At 66.2% G+C, this 24,387-nt stretch carries 21 protein-coding genes; 11 read left to right on the top strand and 10 right to left on the bottom strand.

Features of this window, described 5'->3' with window-relative positions; translation table 11 throughout:
- Positions 1-184 precede the first annotated feature (184 nt).
- Positions 185-1,075 carry a crotonase/enoyl-CoA hydratase family protein gene (locus tag ACQR10_RS11605; protein WP_315801093.1) on the top strand — a complete coding sequence of 297 codons (891 nt, stop codon included), beginning with the start codon at positions 185-187 and terminating at the stop codon, positions 1,073-1,075.
- A 198-nt stretch (positions 1,076-1,273) separates the two neighbouring features.
- Positions 1,274-2,431 (top strand): IS481 family transposase, encoded by a 1,158-nt coding sequence (locus ACQR10_RS11600; RefSeq protein WP_316216558.1) that lies wholly within the window; start codon positions 1,274-1,276, stop codon positions 2,429-2,431.
- 231 nt (positions 2,432-2,662) lie between these two features.
- On the opposite strand, the gene ACQR10_RS11595 is transcribed toward ACQR10_RS11600, so the two are convergent.
- The 3 genes from ACQR10_RS11595 to ACQR10_RS11585 form a co-directional block, all read right to left on the bottom strand.
- Positions 2,663-3,640 carry an NADPH:quinone oxidoreductase family protein gene (locus tag ACQR10_RS11595; protein ID WP_316215980.1) on the bottom strand — a complete coding sequence of 326 codons (978 nt, stop codon included), beginning with the start codon at positions 3,638-3,640 and terminating at the stop codon, positions 2,663-2,665.
- Complete coding sequence (locus ACQR10_RS11590) at positions 3,640-4,248, bottom strand: 2-hydroxychromene-2-carboxylate isomerase (RefSeq protein WP_316215979.1); 609 nt, start codon at positions 4,246-4,248, stop codon at positions 3,640-3,642. Before ACQR10_RS11590 ends, ACQR10_RS11595 begins: the two co-directional genes overlap by 1 nt.
- A 131-nt stretch (positions 4,249-4,379) precedes the next feature.
- The gene (locus ACQR10_RS11585; protein ID WP_316215978.1) at positions 4,380-5,087 is read right to left on the bottom strand and encodes a glutathione binding-like protein; all 708 of its coding nucleotides are present in this window, start codon (positions 5,085-5,087) and stop codon (positions 4,380-4,382) included.
- Positions 5,088-5,226: 139 nt separating this feature from the next.
- Between ACQR10_RS11585 and ACQR10_RS11580 the strand changes: the two genes are divergently transcribed.
- Entirely contained in the window at positions 5,227-6,249 is a 1,023-nt protein-coding gene (locus ACQR10_RS11580; RefSeq protein WP_316215977.1) for a methionine synthase, read from the top strand.
- Between the two features lie 439 nt (positions 6,250-6,688).
- Positions 6,689-9,925 (top strand): autotransporter domain-containing protein, encoded by a 3,237-nt coding sequence (locus ACQR10_RS11575; protein ID WP_434908807.1) that lies wholly within the window; start codon positions 6,689-6,691, stop codon positions 9,923-9,925.
- Positions 9,926-9,976: 51 nt separating this feature from the next.
- On the opposite strand, the gene ACQR10_RS11570 is transcribed toward ACQR10_RS11575, so the two are convergent.
- The 3 genes from ACQR10_RS11570 to ACQR10_RS11560 form a co-directional block, all read right to left on the bottom strand.
- Complete coding sequence (locus tag ACQR10_RS11570; RefSeq protein ID WP_316215975.1) at positions 9,977-10,594, bottom strand: hypothetical protein; 618 nt, start codon at positions 10,592-10,594, stop codon at positions 9,977-9,979.
- Between the two features lie 110 nt (positions 10,595-10,704).
- Positions 10,705-11,226 (bottom strand): xanthine phosphoribosyltransferase, encoded by a 522-nt coding sequence (gene gpt / locus ACQR10_RS11565; protein ID WP_316215974.1) that lies wholly within the window; start codon positions 11,224-11,226, stop codon positions 10,705-10,707.
- Between the two features lie 38 nt (positions 11,227-11,264).
- Positions 11,265-12,002 (bottom strand): competence/damage-inducible protein A, encoded by a 738-nt coding sequence (locus ACQR10_RS11560; RefSeq protein WP_315759531.1) that lies wholly within the window; start codon positions 12,000-12,002, stop codon positions 11,265-11,267.
- Positions 12,003-12,230: 228 nt separating this feature from the next.
- On the opposite strand from ACQR10_RS11560, the gene ACQR10_RS11555 reads away from it, so the two are divergent.
- From ACQR10_RS11555 to ACQR10_RS11535, 5 genes are all read left to right on the top strand, one after another.
- Positions 12,231-13,649 (top strand): circularly permuted type 2 ATP-grasp protein, encoded by a 1,419-nt coding sequence (locus ACQR10_RS11555; protein ID WP_316215973.1) that lies wholly within the window; start codon positions 12,231-12,233, stop codon positions 13,647-13,649.
- 236 nt (positions 13,650-13,885) lie between these two features.
- Positions 13,886-14,830: an alpha-E domain-containing protein gene (locus ACQR10_RS11550; RefSeq protein WP_315801100.1), complete on the top strand. Its 945-nt coding sequence runs from the start codon at positions 13,886-13,888 to the stop codon at positions 14,828-14,830.
- Between the two features lie 163 nt (positions 14,831-14,993).
- Complete coding sequence (locus ACQR10_RS11545) at positions 14,994-15,842, top strand: transglutaminase family protein (RefSeq protein ID WP_315801101.1); 849 nt, start codon at positions 14,994-14,996, stop codon at positions 15,840-15,842.
- 205 nt (positions 15,843-16,047) lie between these two features.
- Positions 16,048-16,806 carry a peptidase gene (locus tag ACQR10_RS11540; protein WP_315714729.1) on the top strand — a complete coding sequence of 253 codons (759 nt, stop codon included), beginning with the start codon at positions 16,048-16,050 and terminating at the stop codon, positions 16,804-16,806.
- Between the two features lie 34 nt (positions 16,807-16,840).
- Complete coding sequence (locus ACQR10_RS11535) at positions 16,841-17,596, top strand: SDR family oxidoreductase (protein WP_315801102.1); 756 nt, start codon at positions 16,841-16,843, stop codon at positions 17,594-17,596.
- Positions 17,597-17,837: 241 nt separating this feature from the next.
- On the opposite strand, the gene ACQR10_RS11530 is transcribed toward ACQR10_RS11535, so the two are convergent.
- Positions 17,838-19,064 carry an MFS transporter gene (locus tag ACQR10_RS11530; protein WP_315801103.1) on the bottom strand — a complete coding sequence of 409 codons (1,227 nt, stop codon included), beginning with the start codon at positions 19,062-19,064 and terminating at the stop codon, positions 17,838-17,840.
- Between the two features lie 116 nt (positions 19,065-19,180).
- Here ACQR10_RS11530 and ACQR10_RS11525 point away from each other — a divergent pair, with 116 nt between their 5' ends.
- The gene (locus ACQR10_RS11525) at positions 19,181-20,431 is read left to right on the top strand and encodes a NupC/NupG family nucleoside CNT transporter (RefSeq protein WP_316215971.1); all 1,251 of its coding nucleotides are present in this window, start codon (positions 19,181-19,183) and stop codon (positions 20,429-20,431) included.
- On the opposite strand, the gene ACQR10_RS11520 is transcribed toward ACQR10_RS11525, so the two are convergent.
- From ACQR10_RS11520 to ACQR10_RS11510, 3 genes are all read right to left on the bottom strand, one after another.
- A complete protein-coding gene (locus ACQR10_RS11520) occupies positions 20,369-22,390 on the bottom strand; it encodes an acyltransferase family protein (RefSeq protein WP_316215970.1) in 2,022 nt (673 codons plus the stop codon). The genes ACQR10_RS11525 and ACQR10_RS11520 overlap by 63 nt on opposite strands.
- Positions 22,391-22,612: 222 nt before the next feature.
- The gene (locus ACQR10_RS11515) at positions 22,613-23,191 is read right to left on the bottom strand and encodes a cupin domain-containing protein (protein ID WP_316215969.1); all 579 of its coding nucleotides are present in this window, start codon (positions 23,189-23,191) and stop codon (positions 22,613-22,615) included.
- Positions 23,192-23,399: 208 nt separating this feature from the next.
- Entirely contained in the window at positions 23,400-23,684 is a 285-nt protein-coding gene (locus ACQR10_RS11510; protein ID WP_315801107.1) for an usg protein, read from the bottom strand.
- 380 nt (positions 23,685-24,064) lie between these two features.
- Between ACQR10_RS11510 and groES the strand changes: the two genes are divergently transcribed.
- A complete protein-coding gene (gene groES, locus ACQR10_RS11505; RefSeq protein ID WP_315801108.1) occupies positions 24,065-24,379 on the top strand; it encodes a co-chaperone GroES in 315 nt (104 codons plus the stop codon).
- The last annotated feature ends 8 nt before the right edge of the window (positions 24,380-24,387 follow it).

The following is a 24,387-nucleotide window of genomic DNA, read 5'->3' as shown; positions in this document are numbered from 1 at the left end:
TATTGTGGTCACGTCGCGGGTCATAGTTTGTGTCGTCATTCCGGGGCGTGCGAAGCACGCACTCGGAATCCATACTCACGATCGTGGTTATGGATTCCGGGCTGACGCCCTTCGGGCGTGCCCCGGAATGACGGCGGGATTTTTGGCTCGCCTAACTAATAACAACAGCGGACCAGGAAACCCCATGGCCTACCAGACCATTCTCTATGACGTCGTCGACAAGATCCTCACCATCACGCTCAACCGCCCGGAAAAGCTCAACGCCTTCACCGGCACCATGATGGAGGAGCTGATCGACGCCTTCGATCGCGCCGACAAGGACGACGGCGTCCGGGCGATCATCGTCACCGGGTCGGGCCGCGCGTTCTGCGCCGGTGCAGACCTTTCGTCTGGTGCCGACACCTTCGACCGCGATGCCAAGCGCGGTCCGGTGAAGCGCCATGCCGACGGTCGCGTCGACTATTCCGATCCGCAGGTGCGCGACGGCGGCGGCCAGGTGACGTTGCGGATCTTCAAGTCGCTGAAGCCGGTGATTGCCGCGGTGAACGGTCCCGCCGTCGGCATCGGCGTCACCATGCAGCTTGCGATGGACATCCGCATTGCCTCGGACGCGGCGCGGTTCGGCTTCGTGTTCTCCCAGCGCGGCATCGTGCCGGAGGCGGCGTCGAGCTGGTTCCTGCCACGCATCGTCGGCATCTCGCAGGCGCTGGAATGGTGCTACACCGGCCGCGTGTTTCCGGCGCAGGAGGCGCTCGCCGGCCGCCTCGTCAGCAAGGTCGTGCCGCCGGATGATCTGCTGCCGACCGCCCGAGCGCTTGCGCGCGAGATCGCGGAGAAGACCGCGCCGGTGTCGATCGCGCTGATCCGCCAGATGATGTGGCGCATGATGGGCGCCGACGATCCGATGGAGGCGCACAAGGTCGACAGCCGCGGCATCTACGCGCGCGGCCGCTCCGACGACGTCAAGGAAGGCGTGGTGTCGTTCCTGGAGAAGCGCCCGGCGCAGTTCAAGAACACGGTGACGGCTGATATGCCGGATTATTTTCCGTGGTGGGACGAGCGGGAGTACAAGTAGTCGTCCGTCATTGCGAGGAGCAAACGGGTCCGCGCAAAGCGCGGCCCGATGACAGGCTCCACGACGAAACAATCCAGAGTCCCGTCTTAGCCCTGGATTGCTTCGCTTCTGTTCAGCCCGGGGACATGGCTGACAGGTGTTCGGAGACATGGTTGACACCTCAAAATTGGCTCGATTCGTCAAGCAAAGGGGCGAGCGATGCCGTGGCGAGAGGTGTCTGTCATGGACCAGCGACGAGAGTTTGTGATGCTTGCCAAGCAGGAGGGAGCCAACCGGCGGCAGCTGTGTCGGCGGTTCGGCATCAGCCCCCAGACCGGCTACAAATGGATCGAGCGGTCTGACGCCGGCGATACGACGCTGGCGGACCGGTCGCGGCGGCCGCATCGAAGTCCGGAGCGCACCGCAGCTGCGACTGAGCAGCAGATTGTCGCGTTGCGCGATGCTCACCCGGCCTGGGGCGCGCGCAAGCTCGCGCATCGTCTCGATCGCGATGGGCAAGCTGTCCCGGCGATCTCCACCGTGCATAACATCCTGCGCCGCTACGATCGGGTGACGGAGCCTGGCGGCACGCCCGGGCAGCCCTACACGCGGTTCGAGAAGGATGCGCCCAATCAGCTGTGGCAGATGGACTTCAAGGGACACAGTGCGCTGGAGAACGGTGTGTCTTGTCATCCGCTCACCGCGCTGGACGATCACTCGCGCTTTTCCTTGTGCCTGGCGGCCTGCGACAATGAGCGCGGCTCTACGGTCAAAGGACATTTGGAGACGACGTTCCGCCGCTATGGACTGCCGGATGCGATGTTCGTCGACAACGGTGGCCCCTGGGGCTTTACTCTCGAAGACCCCTGGACCGCGTTGACGGTCTGGCTGCTGAAGCTCGGCGTTCGAACGATCCATAGCCGGCCCTATCATCCCCAGAGCCGCGGCAAGAACGAACGCTTCCACCGCAGCCTGAAGGCCGAGGTCTTTGCCTTCAAGCGTTACAGGGACCTTCCCGATGTCCAGCGGGCACTCGACGAATGGCGAGCCGTCTACAATCTCGACCGCCCCCATGAGGCTCTCGACTTCAATGTGCCGGCAAGCCGCTATCGGCCCAGCCAACGCACCATGCCGGATCGCCTTCCGACGGTGGACTACGACGAGGGGGAGATCGTCCGTTCCGTGTCGAGCACGAAGGCCTATGTCAGTTTCGAGGGACGGCTCTGGAAAGTCCCTCAAGCCTTTCGCGGTGAGCGACTCGCTATTCGTCCACTCAGACAAGACGGAAAATTCGGAGTTTTCTTTGCCGCTCATCAGATCGCAGCGATCGATTTGCGTGACCCCAAAAGTGTCAACCATGTCCCCGAACAGGTGTAAGCTATGTCTCCGGGCTAAACACTTCGCTCGCAATGACGGCGAGCGGTGCCAACCCCACCCTCGGTGTCGTCCCGGACAAGCGCGCGGCACGGCGCGCGCCGATCCGGGACCCATAACCACAGGGCGCTGTTTGGCGAAGAACGACGTTCAGGGTGCCACAAGAGAGATCACGCTGTATGGGTCCCGGCTCAAGGCCGGGACGACACCGGTGGTTTGGCGCCGCTGTGTGCCTCAGTCCATCACCAGCGCGACCCGACCGATCGCCTTGCGATCGATCAACAGCCGCATCGCCGCGGCGTAGTCCGCGAACGGCACGCGATGGGAGACGTTCGGCCGCAGCTTGCCCTGCTCAGCGAACTCCAGCAGCGCCGCCATGCGGCGCTGGCCCAGCTCGGGATCCTTCCGCACCGCCTCGCCGGCACGGACGCCGAGCACGCTGGCGCCCTTCATCAGGATCAGATTGGTGCGTGCGAGCCCGATGCCGCCGGTGAAGCCGATCACCAGCAGCCGCGCGCCCCAGGCGATGCAGCGCACGCTGTTCTCGAACACCTCGCCGCCGACGGGATCGAACACGACGTCGACGCCGCGGCCATCGGTGATGCGCTTGACGGCATCACGGAACGGCTCGCGCGCATAGAGCACCAGATGATCGGCGCCACGCGCGCGTGCCACCGCGAGTTTCTCCTCCGACGACGCCGCCGCGATCACGGTCGCGCCCAGGAGCTTGCCGATCTCGACGGCGGCAAGGCCGACGCCACCGCCGGCGCCATGCACCAGCAGCGTCTCGCGGGGCCTGAGCTGGCCGCGATCGACCAGCGCGTGATGAGCGGTGCCGTGGCCGGCCAGATAGGTCGCGCCTTCAGCATAGTCGAAGGTCGACGGCAGCGGCGTGAGCTGGCTCCCGGCCACCACCGCCTCCTCGGCGTAAGCGCCGAAGCGCATCCGGACGATGACCTTGTCGCCGACGGCATGGCCGGTCGCGGCCGCGCCGACCGCGATGACGTCGCCGGCCGCCTCCACGCCGGGCGTGAACGGCAGCTCCGGCTTGAGCTGATACTCGCCCGCCGCCATCAGGATGTCCGGGAAATTGATGCCGGCCGCGCGGATCTTAACCCGCACCTCGCCCTCGGCCAGCGGGCGTGGCGGAAGGTCTTCGAGCTTCAGCTTCTCCGGCGGCCCGAGCTCGCGGCAGACGATCGCCCGCGCCATCAGCTGGCGCGCCCCTTCGCCCTCGCCAGCGCCTCGCGGATCAGCGGCATCCGGTCGTTGCCGAAATACATGTCGGTGGCATTGACGAAGATGGTCGGCGAGCCGAAGCCGCCGCGCTTGACGACCTCCTCGGTGTTGATGCGCAGCTGGTCCTTGATGCCCTGCTGCGCGATCCCATCGAAGAACGCCTTCGGATCGATGCCGACGCGCCGGCACACCTCGGTCAGCACCGCATCCCGCGAAATGTCCTGGTCCTCGCCCCAATAGATCTCGAACACGGCGCGCGCGAACGGCACCATGTCCTGGCCGAGCCAGATGCAGCCGCGCATCGCCTTGACGCTGTTCACAGGGAACACCGATGGCGGCATCTTGATCTTGAGCCCGGCCGAGCGGGACCAATCGCCGAGGTCCTTCAGCATGTAGGCCGCCTTGGCCGGCACCGGCTTCTCGCGCTGCGCATAGACGCTGGGATTGACGGTGTTGAAGATGCCGCCGACCAGGATCGGCCGCCAGACGATGTCGACGTCGAATTCCTGCGCGAGCGGCTGGATGTTGTGGAAGGCGAGATAGGTCCAGGGGCTGGAGCAGTCGAAGAAGAATTCGATCATGGATGATTTCCGTTCTGGCTGTTTTTCCTCATCCTGAGGAGCGCGCACTGCGCGCATCTCGAAGGATGAGGCCCGCGTCGTGGCCTCATGGTTCGAGACGCGCCTGCGGCGCTCCTCACCATGAGGGTTTCTTATGAACCTCGTTCGATCATCTCTTTCGCCCGCGCGCCGAACATCACATGACGCGACTGCTCGTCGAACGGCTCCTTGACGAACTTGCCGATCGCCAGCCCCGCCTGCAGCTTCGGCCGCGCGCGCAACACCGCGTACCAGCGCTTGATGCCGGGATAGTCGTCGAGCGTAAACCCCTGGGCCTTGTGCGTCATCATCCACGGAAAGCAGGCGATGTCGGCGATCGAATAGTCATCGCCGGCGACGTAGGCGCCGGTCTTGCCGAGCTGCACGTCGAGCACATGGAACAGCCGCGCGACCTCATCACGATAGCGCTGGATCGCATAAGGGATCTTCTCGGCCGCATACAGCGCGAAATGGCCGTGCTGCCCCATCATCGGCCCCAGCCCGGCCATCTGCCACATCACCCATTGGATGACACGCGAGCGCGCACGCATCTCCTGCGGCAGGAAACGGCCGGTCTTGTCGGCAAGATAGATCAGGATCGCGCCGGTCTCGAACACCGGGAACGGCGCGCCGCCATCGGCCGGCGCGTGATCGACGATCGCGGGAATCCGGTTGTTCGGGCTGATCGCCAGGAAGTCCGGCTTGAACTGGTCGCCGGCGCGGATGTCGACGGGAATGACGGTATAGGGCAGCCCGAGTTCCTCGAGCATGATCGAGATCTTCCAGCCGTTCGGCGTCGGCGCGTAATGGAGATCGATCATCCTTCCCCGATTCCTTCCCCGGACCATTATGCCGCGCTGCGGAACACGCGAGGCGGCTTCGTTCTTCTGTACCTGAAGGGTAAGCCATGGCAGACAGGCGCTCAAGCCTGACCGCCCCCCTATGCCGGAGAGTTCGACCATGCTGTTTCCATCGACCATCGCAGGCTCGCTGCCGAAGCCGGAATGGCTGGCCGAGCCCAACCTGCTGTGGGCGCCGTGGAAGTCGAAGGGCGACGAGCTGGCGCGCGCCAAACGCGACGCGACCATCCTGGCGCTGAAGCTGCAGGAGGATTCCGGCATCGACATTCTCACCGAAGGCGAGCAGTCGCGCCAGCATTTCGTGCACGGCTTCCTCGAGCGTGTCGAAGGCATCGACTTCGCCCACAAGGTCGAGATGGGCATCCGCAAGGACCGCTACAAGGCGATGGTACCGCAGGTCGTAGCACCCTTGTCGCTGAAGGGCCGCGTCCATGGCGACGAGGCGCGGATCGCGCGCACGCACACGACGCGCGCCGTGAAGTTCACCTTGCCCGGACCGATGACGATCATCGACACCATCGCCGACAACTACTATGGCGACCGCGTCAAGATGGCGTTCGCCTTCGCCGAGTTGCTGAACCAGGAGGCCAAGGCGCTGCACGACGACGGCATCGACATGATCCAGTTCGACGAGCCCGCCTTCAACGTCTACATGGACGAGGTGCGCGACTGGGGCATCAAGGCGCTGGAGCGCGCCGCCGAAGGCCTGACCTGCCCGACCGCCGTGCACATCTGCTACGGCTACGGCATCAAGGCCAACACCGACTGGAAGGAGACGCTGGGCGGCGAGTGGCGGCAGTATGAGGAGACCTTCCCGGTGATCGACGCCAGCACGATCCAGCAGGTCGCGGTCGAGTGCCGCAATTCGAAGGTGCCGATCGAGCTGCTCGGCCTGCTCAAGAACAAGATCGTGCAGGCCGGCGTCATCGACGTCGCCAGCGACGCGATCGAGACCGCCGAGGACGTCTGCAAGACGCTCGAGGACGTCATGAAGGTGGTGCCGAAGGAGAACATCATCGCCACCACCAATTGCGGCATGGCGCCGATGCGGCGCGAGATCGCCGAGGCCAAGCTGATGGCGCTCGGCACCGGCGCAAAGCTGGCTCGGCAGCGGTTCGCTTGAGCGGCCACGATTGACGGCGCACGCCGACCGATGCTGGCGCCCATCACCACTCCCGCGGTGCCCGCGGAGCATCACAGGTCACCGCCTGCTCCCGGACGGCTCCTCTCGCACGCTGACGAGCGCTGGCGCGAGCGCACCGGCCAGTAAGACTCCGGATGAATCAGCAGCAGCGTTGGGCCCGCTGTGCGCAGCGCTCATGTGCACCTTACTGTTAGTTTGGAGCTACTCACGGCCGACGGGACGACATCTCGTCGTGATCAACTTCGGCAATCGTGGTATCAAAACACCCAGCAACATCGTTGGCAGAGCACTGTGTCTTTCGCGTTCTTGACAATGTATGTACGAGCATTTCATCTCGTTACTACCTGTTAACGCGGTAAGCTTCCGCCGCCTGCATCAGTTTCAAATCTGACGTTTGCCTTCATTGCTGGGGATGGGGATGACTTGCATTGCGAGAACGATTACTGCTGCGCCGAAATCAAAGTCTCGGCGATGGCTGGCCCTATCGATCCTGTGCACAAGCACTTTCCTGAGCACCCAGGCCCTGGCGATCGACGTCGCCAACCAGACCGACTGGAATACGGCCGTGGCAGCGGTCGCGGCCGCCGGCGCCAACTCGACCGTCACCATCAACATCACCAGCGGCTTCACGCTGTCGAGCTCGCTTGCGCAACTGCAGGCCGCGAACAGCAACGTCACGGTGAACATCACCGGCAACGGCCAGACGATCAACGGCGCCTCCTCGTTTCAGGGCATCGTCGTCAACGGTGCCAACGCGCCGACCGTGAACATCTCCAGCCTGGCGATCACCAACACGGCCGCGATCGGCGGCAACGGCCAGAACGGCCAGAACGGCTATTATAGCGGCGGCCTGGCCTATGGCTCCGGCGGCGGCGGCGGCGGCGGTCTCGGTGCCGGCGGCGGCCTGCTGGTCGGCAGCGGCGCCAACGTCACGATCGCCGCGGTGACCTTCACCAGCAACAGCGCCACCGGCGGCAGTGGCGGCAACGGCGGCAGCGCACAGAATGCGGCGGCCGACCCGGTGAATGGCGGCAATGGCGGCGCGGGCGGCGCCGCGAACAACGGCGGCGCCAGCGGCGGCGGCGGCGCGGGCGGCACGGGCGGACATACCGGCACGCAAGGCACGGCCGGCACCGCGGGCGCCGCGCTCGGTGACGGCGGTGGTGGCGGCGGCGGCTCCGGCACCACCAACAGCAACACCTACACCAACAACAATCCCGGCGGCAGCGGCAACGCCAATGGCGGCAACGGCGGCACCGGCGGCGACGGTGCGACCAATGCCAGCGGCTCGGGCGGCCCCGGGCCCGGCTCCGACGGCGGCGCCGGCGGCAATGGCGGCGCCGCCAATGGCGGCGCCATCTATGTCGCCACCGGCGGCACGCTGACGATTCTCGACTCGCCGATTTCGGGCAACACCGTCACCGGTGGCGCCGCCGGTACCCCCGGCATCGGCATCGGGCCAAGCGCCATCAACGGGTTTTCGGCAGCGGCCGGCGCAGCGCAGGGCGCCGGCATCTTCCTGAGCGGCGTGACGGCCAATATCAGCGTGTCCGGTGGCACCGTGACCTACGGCGACTCCATCGGCGGTACCGGACTGACGACCGGCGGCGTCAACACGGCGATCAACAAGACCGGCATCGGCACGTTGGTGCTGTCGGCGACCAATACGTTCACCGGCAACGTCAACATCAGCGCCGGCACGCTCTCGGTCGGCGCCACCGCCAATCTCGGCAACGTCGCCAACGACGTGATCATTTCCAACGGCGGCACATTGGCGGTCACCGGCACGACGACGTTCGCCAACGGCCGCGACTTCAAGATTGCCGGGCTGTCGACGATCGACATAGCCAGCGCGACCACGACCACGTTGCAAGGCATCGTCGGCGACGGCGCCTCCGCCGGCACCCTGGCGAAGGCGGGCGGCGGCATCCTGCTGCTCTCGGGCACCAACACCTACACCGGCGCGACCAACGTCGACGCAGGTACGCTGCGCGCGGGTTCGGCCGGCGCGTTCGGTGCCAGCACGGTCTTCAGCGTGCTGTCCGGCGCCACGCTGGATCTCAACGGCTTCAACAAGACGTTCGGCACGCTGAGCGGAGATGGCACCGTCACCGGCGCCAACGCGACGATCTCAGGTTCGTTCGCGCCGGGCAACGGCACGCCGGCGTCCTCCATGGCTATCGTAGGCAACCTCGCGTTCCAGTCGGGCGCGCAATACCTGGTGCAGGTGAATCCGACTACGGCGTCGTTCGCCACCGTCACCGGCACTGCGACGCTCGGGGGCGCCGCCGTTACCGCGACCTTCGCAAACGGCAGCTACGTCTCCAAGCAATACACCATTCTCACCGCCACCGGCGGCGTCAGCGGCACGTTCAGCGGCATCACCAACGCCAACCTCCCAGCCGGGTTCACCTCGACGTTGAGTTATGGCAGCAACGATGTCTTCCTCAACCTCTCGATGGGCACGTCGTCGGCGAGCACCAACCAGCAGAACGTCAGCAACGCGCTCAGCAACTACTTCAACACGAACGGCAGCATTCCCGTCGTCTTCACCGGTTTGACGCCAACGGGGCTGACGCAGATTTCGGGCGAGACCGCGACCGGCTCGCAGCAGACGACGTTCAATGCGATGACGCAGTTCATGGGCGTCATGACCGATCCGTTCGTCGGCGGCCGCGGCGACCAGGGCTCTGCGCCCAGCGGCGCGATCGGCTACGCGGAAGAGACGCTCGCTTTTGCGTCCAAGCGCAATCCGAACGACGCGTTGGCCGCGATCTACACCAAGGCGCCGACCGCGCCCGTGGCCAGGCCGGGCTGGAGCGTGTGGGCAGCCGGGTTCGGCGGCTCGCAGACCACCGACGGCAACACCGCGCTCGGCTCGAACAACACAACCAGCAACCTCTACGGCACGGCCGTCGGCGCCGACTATCGCTTCTCGCCGTTCACCATCGCCGGGTTCTCGATGGCCGGCGGCGGCACCACGTTCAGCGTCGCCAATGGCGGCAGCGGCCGGTCCGACCTGTTCCAGGCCGGCGCCTTCGTCAGGCACAATATCGGCGCAGGCTATATCTCGGGAGCACTGGCGTATGGCTGGCAGAACATCACCACCAACCGCACCGTGACGGTGGCCGGCGTCGACCAGCTCCGGGCGAATTTCGACGCCAACACCTTTGCCGGCCGGGTCGAGGGCGGCTATCGCTTCGTGGCGCCCTGGATGGGGTTCGGGATCACGCCTTACGCCGCGGCGCAATTCACGACGTTCAGCCTGCCGGGCTATGCGGAGAATGCTGTCTCCGGCGCCAACACGTTCGCGCTGCGCTTTGGATCGCAGAACGTCACCGATACGCGGTCGGAGCTGGGCCTGCGCACCGACAAGGCCTATGCGTTGGCCGATGGCGTGTTCACGCTGCGAAGCCGCTTCGCCTGGGCCTATGACTTCAACCCCAGCCGGTCGGCCGGGGCCACGTTCCAGACCCTTCCGGGCGCATCCTTCGTCGTCAACGGCGCGCGGCAGGCGCAGAATTCAGCGCTGACCACGGTCTCCGCTGAAATGAAGTGGCGGAATGGCTGGTCGGCCGCCGCGAGCTTCGAGGGCGAGTTCTCGGATGTGACCCGCAGCTACGGCGGCAAGGGCATCGTGCGCTACACGTGGTGACGCGCGGAGCTGCGCGCGGCACATCCGTACGGCGCCTCGATCACCCGACGGTCAGGTCATCGCGCTCGGATGCAGCACCGGCGCGTAGCCCGCCTTGATCGCGCGCAGCGTCGAGGGCGGGGTCAGCAGCAACGCATCGGTGATCCCTGCGCGTGGCGCGTCATAGCCCGCCGCCGACCAGGGCAGCGCCCTGCCTTTTCGGATCAGAAAGCTCTCCTCGCCTGCCTGCACCATGGCCCCGTCAGGCAAGGCGGCGAGCGGCGTCGGCAGCGGATGCAGGTGCTTGCGACCGCGATCGAGGCGCTCGCGATGGAGCACGCGATCAATCTCGGAGATGCGCAGAGCCCCGACGCCGTTGCCCTCCTCCCACGCCGCACGAAACCTCTTGGCGTCGTCGCGGCGGCAGTAGAAGCAGGGGCGATGGCCGGCGGCGAGCGCGGTGGCCTCGTCGAGGAAGAACAGCTCGGTCCAGCTCTGCCGTGCCATCACCTCGCGGCGCTTGCCGCGGAAGTCGCACAGGCAGACCAGCCAGGCAGGACTCGACCAGCGCTTGTTCAGCAGCGTCTTCGTCGCGGGATCATGGATGATGCCGCGATTGCCGGTGAACAGGCCGCGATGCGGCGTGGCGACGATGTCGCCGGTCGGGGTGACACGGTTCTGCAGCGGCATGGCGGCGCTCCCCACCAGCCGTCATTGCGAGGAGCGAAGCGACGAGGCAATCCAGAGTCCCGTCCACAGCTCTGTATTGCTTCGCGTCGCTCGCAATGACGAGGTTGAGCTCACGCGGCCCCGTCGCGCAGCGGCGGCGCGAACGACAGCGCGGTGTCCCAGGGGAAGAAAATCCAGGTGTCCTGCGACACCTCGGTGATGAAGGTGTCGACCAGCGGCCGCCCCTTCGGCTTGGCATAGACGGTGGCGAAATGGGCGTCGGGGAGAAGCTCCCGGACCATGCGTCCGGTCTTGCCGGTGTCGACGAGGTCATCGACGATGAGGAGCCCCTTGCCCGTGCCGTAGCCGAGCTGGGCGGTGTCGGACGAGATGCCCTTCAGGACCTGAAGCTCGCCCTGCTTGGTGTGGTCATAGCTCGCGATGCAGATCGTATCGATGACGCGCACGCCAAGCTCGCGGGCCACGATCGCTGCCGGCACCAGTCCGCCGCGGGTGATGGCCACCACGGCGTGAAACGGCCCGATCTCGTTCAGCCGCCAGGTCAGCGCCCGGCAATCGCGATGAAACTGGTCCCAGGACACCGGGAAGGCCCGGCCCGCGCGCTCCTCTGCACTCAAAGTCTTGTCTGGCATCTCGTCTCGTCCGTGAGTTCTCGAAAGCTGCACCTGCTTTAGCGCGTCACGTTGAGCCCGGCGAGCATCTCCTTCACCGCCGCCATCGCCGCCGACAGTTTGTCCTGGTCGCGCGAGCGCACGACGAGATGCGTGTTCGGCTTCTGGTCCTCGTCGATGAAGGGATAGCTGCCGATGATGGTGTCCGGATGCGCCTTGGCGATCTCGCGCAGGGGACCGCCGATGTCGCCCTCGCGGGCATTGGCGCGCACGGTCTCCGACAGCATGCGCACGCCCGATTTCAGCTTCGGCGCGACGATGTCCATCATCGCCTGCATGATCGATGGCACGCCGGCCATGACGATGACGTTGCCGAGCTTGAACCCGGGCGCCAGGATGGTCGCGCTCTGGATCAGCTCGGCGCCGTCGGGGATGCGCGCCATGCGCAGCCGGGCCTCGTTGAGCTCCTGCTCGCTCCAGCGCTCGCGGAAGCGTGCGACGACCTCGGGGTGATGGTCGATGCCGACGCCGAACGCCTTCGCGATCGCATCCGCGGTGATGTCGTCATGGGTCGGTCCGATGCCCCCGGTGGTGAACACATAGGTGTAGCGATGCCGCAGCGCATCGAGCGCGGCGATGATGTCGGGCTCGTCGTCGGAGACCACCCGAACCTCCTTGAGGTCGATGCCCAGATTGGTGAGGTATTCGGCGATGAAGCCGATGTTCTTGTCCTTGGTCCGGCCGGACAGGATCTCGTCGCCGATGACCAGCAACCCCGCGGTGACGATCTCGCTCATGGTTTCTCCTCGCATCTCGCGTCTCTTTTGGCCCGCCACGGCGCCAATGTCATCCGGAACGTCGCAGTCTATGCCGCGGATTTGAGCACCACGCAGCCGGTTTTTCGGGCACGGCTTTCGCAACCCCCACGAAATGCCGCAGGAGAATGCATATCGCGCTGGCCCGCCCCTTGCTACCATCCCAAGGAGTCATGCAGTGTATGGCGAGGCTGGGACACACGGGCATCTATGGCAGTTGCGTTCGACGAAATGAACGAGCCGGGCGGCGACGTCCGTCAGGCTTATCAGGAGCTGTCGCGGTGGCTGAAGGAAACGCCGCCGGAGGCGCTGGAGTATCGCCGCCACGAGGCGGAGCTGCTGTTCCGGCGAATCGGCATCACCTTCGCGGTCTATGGCGAGGCGGAGGCGCAGGAGCGGCTGATCCCGTTCGACGTGATCCCGCGCATCCTCTCCGGCAAGGAATGGATCCTGCTGGAGAAGGGGCTGAAGCAGCGCGTCAAGGCGCTGAACATGTTCCTGCGCGACATCTATCACGGCCGCGACATTCTCCGCGCCAACGTGGTGCCGGATGACCTGATCTTCCAGAACCCGGTCTTCCGCCCGGAGATGAACGGCCAGGACGTGCCGCACGACGTCTACATCCACATCGCCGGCATCGACATCGTCCGCGTCGACGCCAACGACTTCATCGTGCTCGAGGACAATGCGCGCACGCCGTCGGGCGTGTCCTACATGCTGGAAAACCGCGAGATCATGATGCGGCTGTTTCCGGACCTGTTCGCGCGCCACCGCGTCGCACCGGTCGAGCGCTACCCGGACGAATTGCTGTCGTGCTTGCGCTCGGTGGCGCCGCTCAGCGCTTCGGCCGAGCCGACCGTCGCACTGATGACGCCCGGCATCTACAATTCCGCCTATTACGAGCACTCGTTCCTGGCCGACAAGCTCGGGATCGAGCTGGTCGAGGGCCGCGACCTCATCGTCAAGAACGACGAGGTGTTCATGCGCACCACCGAGGGGCTGAAGCGGGTCGATGTGATCTACCGCCGCGTCGACGACGACTTCCTCGATCCCCTCACCTTCCGACCGGATTCGGCGCTCGGCGTGCCCGGCCTGATGTCGGCCTATGTTGCCGGCAATGTCACGCTCGCCAACGCGGTCGGCACCGGCATCGCCGACGACAAGGCGATCTACTCCTACATGCCCGACGTCGTGAAGTTCTATCTCGGCGAGGAGCCGATCCTGAAGAACGTGCAGACCTGGCGCTGCCGCGAGCCGGCCGATCTGTCCTACGTGCTCGACCATCTCGGCGAGCTCGTCGTCAAGGAGGTGCACGGCTCCGGCGGCTACGGCATGCTGATCGGCCCGGCCGCCACCAAGGCGACCATCGAGGCGTTCCGCGACAAGCTGAAGCGCGAGCCGGAGGGTTTTATCGCCCAGCCGACACTCGCGCTGTCGACCTGCCCGACCTGCGTCGCGTCCGGCCTGGCGCCACGCCATGTCGATCTCAGGCCGTTCGTGCTGACGGGACGCGACCGCACCACCATCGTGCCCGGCGGCCTCACCCGCGTGGCGCTGAAGGAGGGATCGCTGGTGGTGAATTCCAGCCAGGGCGGCGGCACCAAGGACACATGGGTGCTGGATGAGTAAGAGTTGGTTTGCACAGGGTTCTGAGCTTGCTCGCTGCAACCTCTCCCCGCCTGCGGGGGCACGACGAGCTTCGCTCGCGCTGAGAGGTCGGATTGCATCGAAAGATGCAATCCGGGTGAGGGGGTACAGGTCCATCAACTCGCACCACCCGTGCGGCTGCCCCTCACCCCAGCCCTCTCCCCGTGAAGAACGGGGAGAGGGAGCGCACCGTCTCCTCCGCACCTCATAGATTGCCCATGCTGTCGCGCACCGCCGAAAACCTGTACTGGCTGGCCCGCTACGTCGAGCGCGCCGAGTACCTTGCTCGCACCATCGACGCCACCCTGCGCGTCACGGCGCTTCCCGCGGCCTATATCGGCAAGACCAATGAATGGGAATCGGCGCTGATGACCGCCGGCGTCAATGTCAGCTTCTACGAGCACTACTCCGAGGCCAACGAGCAGAACGTCGTCGAATATCTCTCGTTCAACCAGTCGAACCCGTCCTCGATCAAGAACTGCATCGAGGCCGCCCGTCTCAACGCCCGCTCGGTGCGAACCGCGTTGACGTCGGAGATGTGGGACACCCTCAACGGATCCTGGATCGAGCTGCAGGAAGTCTGGAGCAAGGGCGCCAAGACGCGCGAGGAGCTGGCGCGCTTCCTGCGCTTCGTGCAGGAGACCTCGCTGCGCTTCGACGGCTCGGCCTACCGGACCATGCTGCGCAACGACGCCTACTGGTTCTCGCGGCTCGGCCTGCATCTCGAGCGCGCCGACAACACCGCCCGCATCCTCGACGTCAAATATCACGTGCTGCTGCCCGAGGAGGAGCATGTCGGCGGCCCGCTGGACTACTATCAGTGGACCTCGATCCTGCGCTCGGTGTCGGCGCTCACGGCCTATCACTGGGTCTATCGCGAGACGCTGAAGCCCTGGCTGATCGCGGACCTCCTGATCCTCAACGACACGCTGCCGCGCTCGCTGGCGAGCTGCTACGGCAACCTCGTCCGCAATCTCGACCAGATCGGCGTCGCCTATGGCCGCCAGGGGGCGGCGCAGCGCCATGCCCGCGGCGTCCGCAACCGGCTCGACCACTCCAACATGGACGACATCTTCCAGCATGGCGTGCACGAGTTCATCCAGGAGTTCATCGCCGACAATTCGCGGCTCGGAGAGATCATCACCAAGCAGTACCTGATCTGAGCGCAGTGGAGACAGCGATCGCGGCCCGCTGGACTGTGTCTGCGAGACCACGTCCGGCACCCGGCGCCCTGCCCTCCGCCCGAGGGATCCTCCTCCCCCCTTTCAGGGAGAGGTGAAACGAGCTACCGCGGACAGCACATCTGACGAAGACTGGTCGACCGCCATGCGCCTGCGTATCTCCCATTCCACCACCTACCGCTACGAGCCGGCGGCGACCGGCGTCATCCAGATCATCCGCATGACGCCCGGCAGCAATGACGGCCAATATGTGGCGGAGTGGCAGATCGACGTGTCGACCGATTCCCGCCTCGACATGCATGAGGACGCATTCGGCAACGTCACCCATGTGATCACGCACGGCGCGCTCGAGGATCTCACAATCACGGCCGAGGGTCTGGTCGAGACCCACGACACCGGCGGCGTGCTGAAGGGAGCGGACGAGCGCTTCCCGCCCAGCTTCTTCCTCCGGCAGACGCCGCTTACGGCCGCCAATGCCGCCATGGCCGCAGTCGTGCGCGATCTGCGCGCGGAGTCCGAGAGCGACGTGCTCGGTCTTCTGCACACGCTGATGACGCAGGTCTACGAGCACATGACCTTCGACGAGGATCCGACCCACAGCGGCACCTCGGCGGCGGAAGCCTTCGGACTGAAGCGCGGTGTCTGCCAGGACTATGCGCACATCTTCATTGCCTGCGCGCGCGCCGCCGGCATCCCCGCGCGTTTCGTGTCCGGCCACTTCCTGCGCTCCGATGGTGCGGTGCACCAGGAGGCCGGCCATGCCTGGGCGGAAGCCTATGTGCCGGATCTGGGCTGGGTCGGCTTCGACGCCGCCAACTGCATCTGCACCACCGACGCCCATGTCCGGGTCGCGATCGGGCTCGATTATCTCGGCGCGGCGCCGGTGCGCGGCACCCGCTATGGCGGCGGCACCGAGACGCTCACCGTCAAGGTGAAGGTCGAGCAGGTCGGCCGCGGCGGCCAGTCGCAATCGCAGTCGCAGCGCCAGTCCTGAATTCCGGAACGCGCGCCCGTAGCCCCGTAGCCCGCATGAGCGAAGCGACATGCGGGTTCTCCGAGAAAGCGCGTGAGATCCCGGATATCGCTCCCACCAGCGCCCTACGGGCGCCGGCTGCCGCTCATCCGGGCTACAGCACTGCGGGGTTGGAGGGACCGTCGATTTTCGCTAGTAATTCGCGCAATGGCTCGAGGGGACTGAGATGACCTATTGCTGCGGAATTCTGGTGCGTGACGGCCTCGTCATGATCGCGGACACCCGAACCAATGCCGGTCTCGACAACGTCTCGACCTTCCGCAAGCTGCACATCTTCTCCAATCCGGGCGAGCGCATCGTGGCGGTCGCCAGCGCCGGCAATCTCGCCATCAGCCAGTCCGTGCTGTCGACCTTGACCGAAGGAATGGAAGACCCCGACACCGGCGAGGTGGAGACGCTGATGAACGCGCCGACCATGTTCCAGGCGGCGCAGCGGATCGGCAAGGCGATCCGCATGGTGCACGCCACCGAAGGGCCGGCGCTGAAGGCCGAGGACATCTCGTTCGACGTCTCGTTCCTGTTCGGCGGCCAGATCAAGGGCTCGCGGATGCGGCTGTTCATGGTCTACACCGCCGGCAACTTCATCGAATGCACCACCGACACGCCCTATCTGCAGATCGGCGAGCACAAATACGGCAAGCCGGTGCTCGACCGCGCCATGCACTACGACGTCGAGCTCTACGAGGCGCTGAAGACGGGCCTGATCTCGATGGACTCGACGATGCGCTCGAATCTCGGCGTCGGCCTGCCGATCGACGTCCTGGTGGTGCGCGCGGAGGCCTGCGAGGCCGACCTCAATCATCGCATCGAGGCCGGCGAGCCCTATTTCCACGATCTCCGCTCGCGCTGGTCGGCGGCCCTGCGCGCGGCGCATAACAACATCCCGCGGCCGCCCTATAAGACTCAGAGCGAGTCAAAACACTGAAACTGCAAAACGCTTGAATTGAAGGTGAGGAAACATGGCTGAAGCGGCAAAGAAGATCGCGCTGGTGACGGGCGCAGGCACAGGGGTCGGCCGCGCCGCATCGCTGGCGTTGATGAACTCCGGCTTCACCGTGGTGCTGGCAGGGCGCCGCAAGGAGATGCTGGAGGAAACCGCCAAGCTCGGTCCGTCCGGCATGAGCCTCGCCGTGCCGGCTGACATGACGGACCCCGCCTCGATCGCGGCGCTGTTCGATACCGTGAAGTCGACCTACGGCCGGCTCGACGTGCTGTTCAACAATGCCGGCATGGGCGCGCCGCCGGTGCCGCTCGAAGACCTGACGCTGCAGCAATGGCAGCAGGTGGTCGCCACCAATCTCACCGCGCCGTTCCTGTGCACGCAGCACGCGTTCCGCATCATGAAGGGCCAGTCGCCGCGCGGCGGCCGCATCATCAACAACGGCTCGATCTCGGCGCATGCGCCACGTCCGTTCTCGTCGCCCTACACCTCGACCAAGCATGCGATCACGGGCCTGACCAAGGCCTCGAATCTCGACGGCCGCGCCTATGACATCGCGGTCGGCCAGGTCGACATCGGCAATGCCGAGACGCCGATGACCGAGCGCATGGTCGGCGGCGTGCTGCAGCCCGACGGCCGCATGATGCCGGAGCCGCGGATGGACGTGAAGGCCGTCGGCGACGCCGTCGCCTACATGGCCGGCCTGCCGCTCGACGCCAACGTCCTGTTCATCACCGTGATGGCGACGAAGATGCCGTTCGTCGGACGCGGCTGATCGCCGTTTCCGATCACGGCCCCCGCTCTCTCCTCACGTCATTCCGGGGCGCGCGAAGCGCGAGCCCGGAATCCATAGCCGCGAGCGGTTATTTGGTGCGAGATGGATGTGGCGCTCTTCTCCGCCACACGACGTGTCGCGATTATGGATTCCGGGCTCATCGCTGCGCGATGCCCCGGAATGACGGAGAAACCGTCGTCACAACCCGTTCTCTCCCCCGACGCGAGCCGATGCTGGCCCGCTACTCCAACCGCTCGACCTTCCTCAGCTCGGGAAACAGCTTCATCCACGCCAGCGCGATCGCGATCGTGCCAAGGCCGCCAAGGATGGCGGCCGGCATGGCGCCGAACAGCGCGGCGGTGACGCCGCTCTCGAACTGGCCGAGCTGGTTGGAGGCGTTGATGAACAGGAAGTTCACCGCGCCGACGCGGCCGCGCATCTCGTTGGGCGTGGCGAGCTGGACGAGGGAGAAACGGATCACCACGCTGATCGTGTCGGCGGCGCCGAGAATGGCGAGCGCTGCGACCGAAATCCACATCACCTGCGAAACGGCGAACACGACCGTCGCCGCACCAAACACGATGACCGCCTGGAACATGCGCAGGCCGACGCGCCGCCGAATGGTGTAGCGCGCCAGCACCGCCGTCATCGCCAGCGCGCCGACCGCGGGCGCGGCGCGCAGCACGCCGAGCCCGAACGGCCCGGTGTCGAGGATATCGCGCGCATAGATCGGCAGCAGCGCAGTGACGCCGCCGAGCAGCACGGCGAACAGATCGAGCGAGATGGTGCCGAGGATCGCCGGATTGGCGCGGATGAAGCGGACGCCGGCGAACAGATCGTCCTTGCTGCCCTCGAGCCGCTCGGCCGGCACGTCATCAGGCACCTGCATCAGGCCGGTCAGGGCCATGCCTCCGATCCAGAACAGCATCATGATGCCGTAGGGCACACCGGGCGCGACCGCATAGGCGAAGCCGCCGATCGCAGGCCCCGCGATGGTCGCGAGCTGCGCGGCACCGCTCGACAGCGCGCTCGCCCGCTGTAACGTGCCGGCCGGCGCGATCAGCGGCAGCAGCGCCGCGGTCGCGGGGCTCTCGAACGCGCCGGCAATGCCGAGCACGAAGACCGCCGCGAACAGCTGGAATTCGCCGAGCTGGCCGGTAGTGGCGCCCCAGCACAGATAGAGCGCGGTCAGCGCCTCGACGAGCTGACAGAGCTGCACGACGCGCTTGCGCTGGAATCGGTCAGCGGCGCTGCCGGCGACGAACACCAGCAGGGCCGTTGGCAGGAACTGGATCAGCCCGACCATGCCGAGATCGAAGGCGCGCCCGGTCAGATCGTAGATCTGCCAGCCGATCGCCACCGCCGCGATCTGGCTCGCAAAGCGCGACAGGCTGCGGGACGACAGGAAGAACAGGAACGCGCTCTGCTTCAGGAGATCGCGCGCGCCGATCGGGACGGTGGACGACATGATGCGCCTGCGTGACGCAGCCCTCATGGCTTGTCAATCGCGGGCCCCGCATGGCCGCGCGGCATTGCACGCGGCAGTTCCCTGCGCTCATAATGAAACGGGGTTCGGGGGATCTGATGCTTCAGCTGCAATCGGGGTTCGGGATCGTCGCGCTGCTCGCGATCGCATGGGCGCTCGGCGAAAACCGGCGCGCGGTGTCGTTGAAACAGGCCGGGCTCGGGCTGGTGGTGACGCTCGTGACGGCCATCGTCCTGCTCAAGGTCCCCGCCGTCGCCCGCGCGTTCGGCGCCATCAACGATGTCGTGGGCGCCATCTCGTCGGCCTCCCGGGCCGGCACCTCGTTCGTCTTCGGCTATGTCGGCGGCGGCGCCCTGCCCTTCGAGCTGAAGGCGCCCGGTGCCGATTTCGTGCTCGCCTTCCAGGCGCTGCCGATCGTGCTGGTCATGAGCGTGCTCACGACGCTCTTGTTCTACTGGCGAGTTCTGCCGCCCTTGGTGCGCGGCATGGCCTGGCTGCTGGAGCGCACCCTCGGCGTCGGCGGCGCGGTCGGCCTGTCGACGGCCGCGAATGTCTTCCTGGGCATGGTGGAAGCGCCGCTGTTCATCCGGCCATATCTGGCGCAGATGACGCGCAGCGAATTGTTTCTCGTCATGACCGGCGGCATGGCCGGCATCGCCGGCACCGTGCTGGTGCTCTACGCCACGCTGCTGGCGCCGCTGATCCCCGACGCTGCCGCGCATTTCGTCATCGCCTCGGTGCTCGGCGCGCCGGCGTCGATCCTGATCAGCCTGATCATGGTGCCAGAGACCTCGAAGCAGCTCACCGGCGGCGCGCTCGCAGATCCCGGGACCGAGGCCACCTCGACCATGGACGCGATCGTCAAGGGCACCAGCGCCGGGCTCGAGCTCTTGATGAACATCGTGGCGCTGCTGCTGGTGCTCGTCGCGCTGGTGCATCTCGCCAACGCGATCCTGTCGCTGCTGCCCGCCATCGGCGGCGCCGACATCTCGCTGCAGCGGCTGCTCGGCCTCGTCATGGCGCCGGTATGCTGGCTGATGGGCCTGCCATGGCCGCAGGCCGTCACCGCCGGCAGCCTGATGGGCACCAAGACGGTGCTGAACGAGCTGATCGCCTATGTCGAGCTGGCGAAGCTCGATGCAGGCGCGCTCGATCCGCGCGCGCGGCTGATCATGCTCTATGCGATGTGCGGCTTCGCCAACTTCGCCAGCCTCGGCATCATGATCGGCGGCCTCGGCACCATGGCGCCGACGCGGCGCGACGAGATCAACGCGCTCGGCATCAAGTCAATCGTCTCGGGCACCCTCACCACCTGTCTGATGGGTGCGATCGTCGGCCTGCTGACGTAAGCTGAGCTCCGTCGTCTGCGGAAGCAGCAGCGGCGCGATCCGGGCCATCACATGGCGCGAGCCCGCCGCGGTGAGATGCGCGTGATCGAAGGACAGCGGGACGTCGCCGACCGTGAGTGGACACCGGCCGTCCTCGCAGACCGCCGACAGGATCGAGACGTAGGAAAAGCCCTCGCCACTCGGCAGCGCAGCCTGCATCGCGGCATCCAGCGCAAAGATGTCCGAGCGGACGAATGCCGCGGGATCGGGCGTCACGCCGCGCAGGGTGGCGCGTGCCAGCATCGACGGCAGCCGCGCGCGGAACTGCACGGAGGGACCGAGCAGGACCACCGGAATGCCGGCCTCCTGCAGCCGTTGCAGCGTCTGCTTGAGGTCGCGCACCATGCCGGCGAACCGCGGCGGGCGCGCGTTCTCCAGCCAGTCCGCCGACATCACCACGAGGTCGGGCCGCGCTTGCGCGAAATAGTCGCGCATCTGGCTCGCCAGGGCGCGGCAGGCCGCGACGCCCTGCGTCTCCGCGCTGAAGGTCGGCATGCAGGTGGGCTGGCTCGCCTGCATGATGTTGACGGTGTCCGGACCGAGCTGGGCCTTGAGGCCGTGATAGTAGTGGGCCGCAAAACTGTCGCCCCACAGCAGCACATTGGTCTTGCCGGCCGCCGCCTGCAGACAATCCTCGGCAACCCGGCCGTCCGGTGTCGTGAAGCAGGTGCCGTAGCGATAGACCGGCTTCATGTCGTAGGCATTGTAGGCGTCCAGCCGCTGCGCCGCGCGGTCGTTGTCAGACACCGCGCCGGCGCGCAGCAGGCCGACGCCGCTGCCGGCCAGCAGCAGCAGGCTCGCCAGCGCCGCAAGACCGAACGCGGCGCGCGGAGTCGCCGCGAGCCGGCGGTTGCGGAACGGCTGCTCGATGAAGCGCCAGGACAGCGTGGCGACCGCGACCGTGAGGACGAACAGGGCCGCCCGCTCCCAGCCGTCGAGCGCGAGACCGGGCTTGGCGAAGCGCGCGAAGGCGAACAGCGGCCAGTGCCAGAGATACAGCGAATAGGAGATGCGGCCGAAGAACGCCGCCACACCGAGCGGCGACAGCGGGCTGCGCGGCACATTGGCCACGCCGGCGCCGCTCCACAGGAACAGCGCCGCGCCGAGGCATGGCGCCAGCGCGTCGACGCCGGGGAAGCCCGGTCCGGGGCGCAGCGCCAGGATCGGCACCGCCATCAGCAGCAGCGACAGCGCGCGGGCGCCGCGCTGAACGAGACCCGGCCGCGGCGCGGGAAGGCCGGATATCGCGACCAGGCTGCCGAGCAGGAATTCCCAGGCGCGCGGCGGGCTGAGGAAGAACGCGCTCGCGGACGCGCCGCCGCGCATCAGCATCAGGCCGAGCGCGAACGAGCCTGTGGCAAGCAGCGCGAGAGTGACCGGCAGCGCGAGCCTGTGGCCGCGCGCCAGCCGCAGCACGGCCCAGACCACCACGGGCAGCACCAGATAGAACTGCTCTTCGACCGCCAGCGACCAGGTATGCAGCAGCGGCTTCTCGACCGCCGCGTGGTCAAAATAGCCGGACTGCAGCCAGAAGAAGATGTTCGAGGTGAAGGTGACGACGGCGGCCGCGGAACGGAGGAACTCGGCGCGCTCGGAGCCCAGCATGTCCTGCGACGCCGGGAGCGCCGCGAACGCCACCATGGCGTAGAGCGCCGGCAGCAGCCGCCGCACCCTCCGCTCGTAGAATTGCGCGAACGAGAAGCGGCCCTGCGCCATCTCTGCCGCGATGATGCCGGTGATCAGGTATCCTGAGATGACGAAGAAGATGTCGACGCCGACGAAGCCGCCGAAGATCGCCGGCGCCTCGAAATGGAATGCGACGACGGAGAGCACCGCGATGGCGCGCAGCCAGTCGATGTCCTCGCGATGGCCTGCACCTGAAGCCGAGCCGGCGCCCGCGTTGGCGATGCGAGGCTGCATCGATGCACGCGTGCGAGGCGCGCACGCAATGGTCGGAGCGAACTGGACGACGAAGCGCGGCAACGGGACGGGTACGCCTTTACGCAAGCCCGCGACGAACACGTCTGACGGATTCGTTGCCGGCCCATCCGTCCCAATGACGCGAGACCGGATGTCAACACACACGCGCGATGGGACCGCCGTCCACCGCGTCGCGGATGTTTCCATCCATTTCTGTCGGCTTTACGTCGACAGTTCGACGGTTTTGAAGTCGGCCGGCAGGATCACCTCGAGCAGCTCGACGTCGTCGGAATAGTCGAGGATCATGTGGCGGATCTTCGGCGGCTGGGTCCAGCAGCTGCCCTCCTTCATCAGCGTCTCGCCGACGCCTTCGAGGTAGCTCTTCACCCAGCCTTTCAGCACATAGACCATCTGGAAGTCGACCGCGTGGGTGTGCAGCTTGGAGACCTCCTGCGGATTGCACGGTGGCAGCATGCGGATAACATGCGCGCGCGCCAGACCGTGGGTCGCGTCGGCGATGCCGAGGTCGCGATAATGCGCATAGGCGCGCAGGCCGTCGGCCTTGAAGTCCTCCTCGCGGTGATGGCTGATCGCGACCTTCTGCTTGCGCCGGCGCGGCGCCGGTGCTGGCCGCCCCTTGCTCACGAGCGCCTTGCGCGCGGACGGTGTGGCCGCCCTGCCCGGCTTGGCGGCTGTCTTGGCGACACTCTTCGCCGTCGGCTTTGTCTTTGCGACCTTACGCGGCGCAGCCTTCGCGGCGGCGCGTGACGATGATGTGGTGCTGCGGCTCTTCTTGGCCATGGCGCTCTCCCTGCGTGTCCTCGTCGCGAGGGTAGCACATATTGGAGAGTCCCAGCAGCCGCTCCAACAAAGGTCGTCATTCCGGGGCGTGCGCAGCACGAGCCCGGAATCTATTCCCCCGCGCGTTCTGCCGCCCGATGGATTCCGGGCTCGCGCTGCGCACGCCCCGGAAGACACCGGCTACGAGGCGGCAGCGGTGGTTGTCAGCTCAATGCAGCACGAACACGCCGTCGACGGCGCGCAGTTCGGCGGGCTTGATCAGCTTGGAATGCGCCACGGTGACCGAGTACAGCGGGCCCTCGATCTTCTCCTCCCAGAACGCCAGGAAGTCCTGCAGCGCAGGGAATTTCGGAAACAGGTCGTAGTTCTGCCAGACATAGGTCTGCAGCAGCGAGCGATGGTCCGGCATCCGATACAGGATCTGCGCGGTCGTCAGCCCGTAACCCAGCACCTGTTTCCGAAAGTCCTCGGAAACCTCAACCCTCGACACCATGCCAACCTCCGTTTCTGGAGCGCATGTCCGTGTGGCCAACCGGGGATGGAGCCACCCGGCAACGATGCGCTCACTGCCTAGAAATGTGACGCATGTCCTCAACCCATCTCAAGCTTAAATGTTTAACGACATGTTGAAAAATGCTGCATTAGCAGCCACTTAGCCCAGGTGCTAATACGGGGTTTCGCGGTTCGTTCCGCCTCCGTTAACGCTGTCGGAACGCTTTGGCAGAGCCCGCGATCGACTGCTAATTTTTCTGCTACAAGGCCTTGCCCGGCATAAAACTCTCCCCTAAATCCAGCCCGCGTGCTGGCACTCGCCGGCGCCGACTGCCAAATCTCCAGAAACTGACAATCGCTTCAATACCTTAGGAGGACTGTATGGCTTTCCGTCCGCTTCACGACCGCGTCGTGGTCAAGCGCATCGACGCCGAAGAGAAGACCGCTGGCGGCATCATCATCCCCGACTCGGCCAAGGAAAAGCCCTCGCAGGGCGAAGTGATCGCGGTGGGCCCCGGCGCCCGCGACGAGAGCGGCAAGCTGGTCCCGCTCGACGTTCAGGTCGGTGACCGCGTGCTGTTCGGCAAGTGGTCGGGCACCGAGGTCAAGATCGACGGCCAGGAGCTGCTCATCATGAAGGAGAGCGACATCATGGGCGTTCTCACCGACACCGCGGCCAAGAAGAAGGCCGCCTAAGCGCCGTT

This window comes from Bradyrhizobium sp. HKCCYLRH2060 (assembly GCF_051168135.1).
Taxonomy (GTDB): domain Bacteria; phylum Pseudomonadota; class Alphaproteobacteria; order Rhizobiales; family Xanthobacteraceae; genus Bradyrhizobium.
The sequence above is the reverse complement of the archived record's forward strand: the minus strand, read 5'-3'. Positions and strand labels throughout refer to the sequence as shown.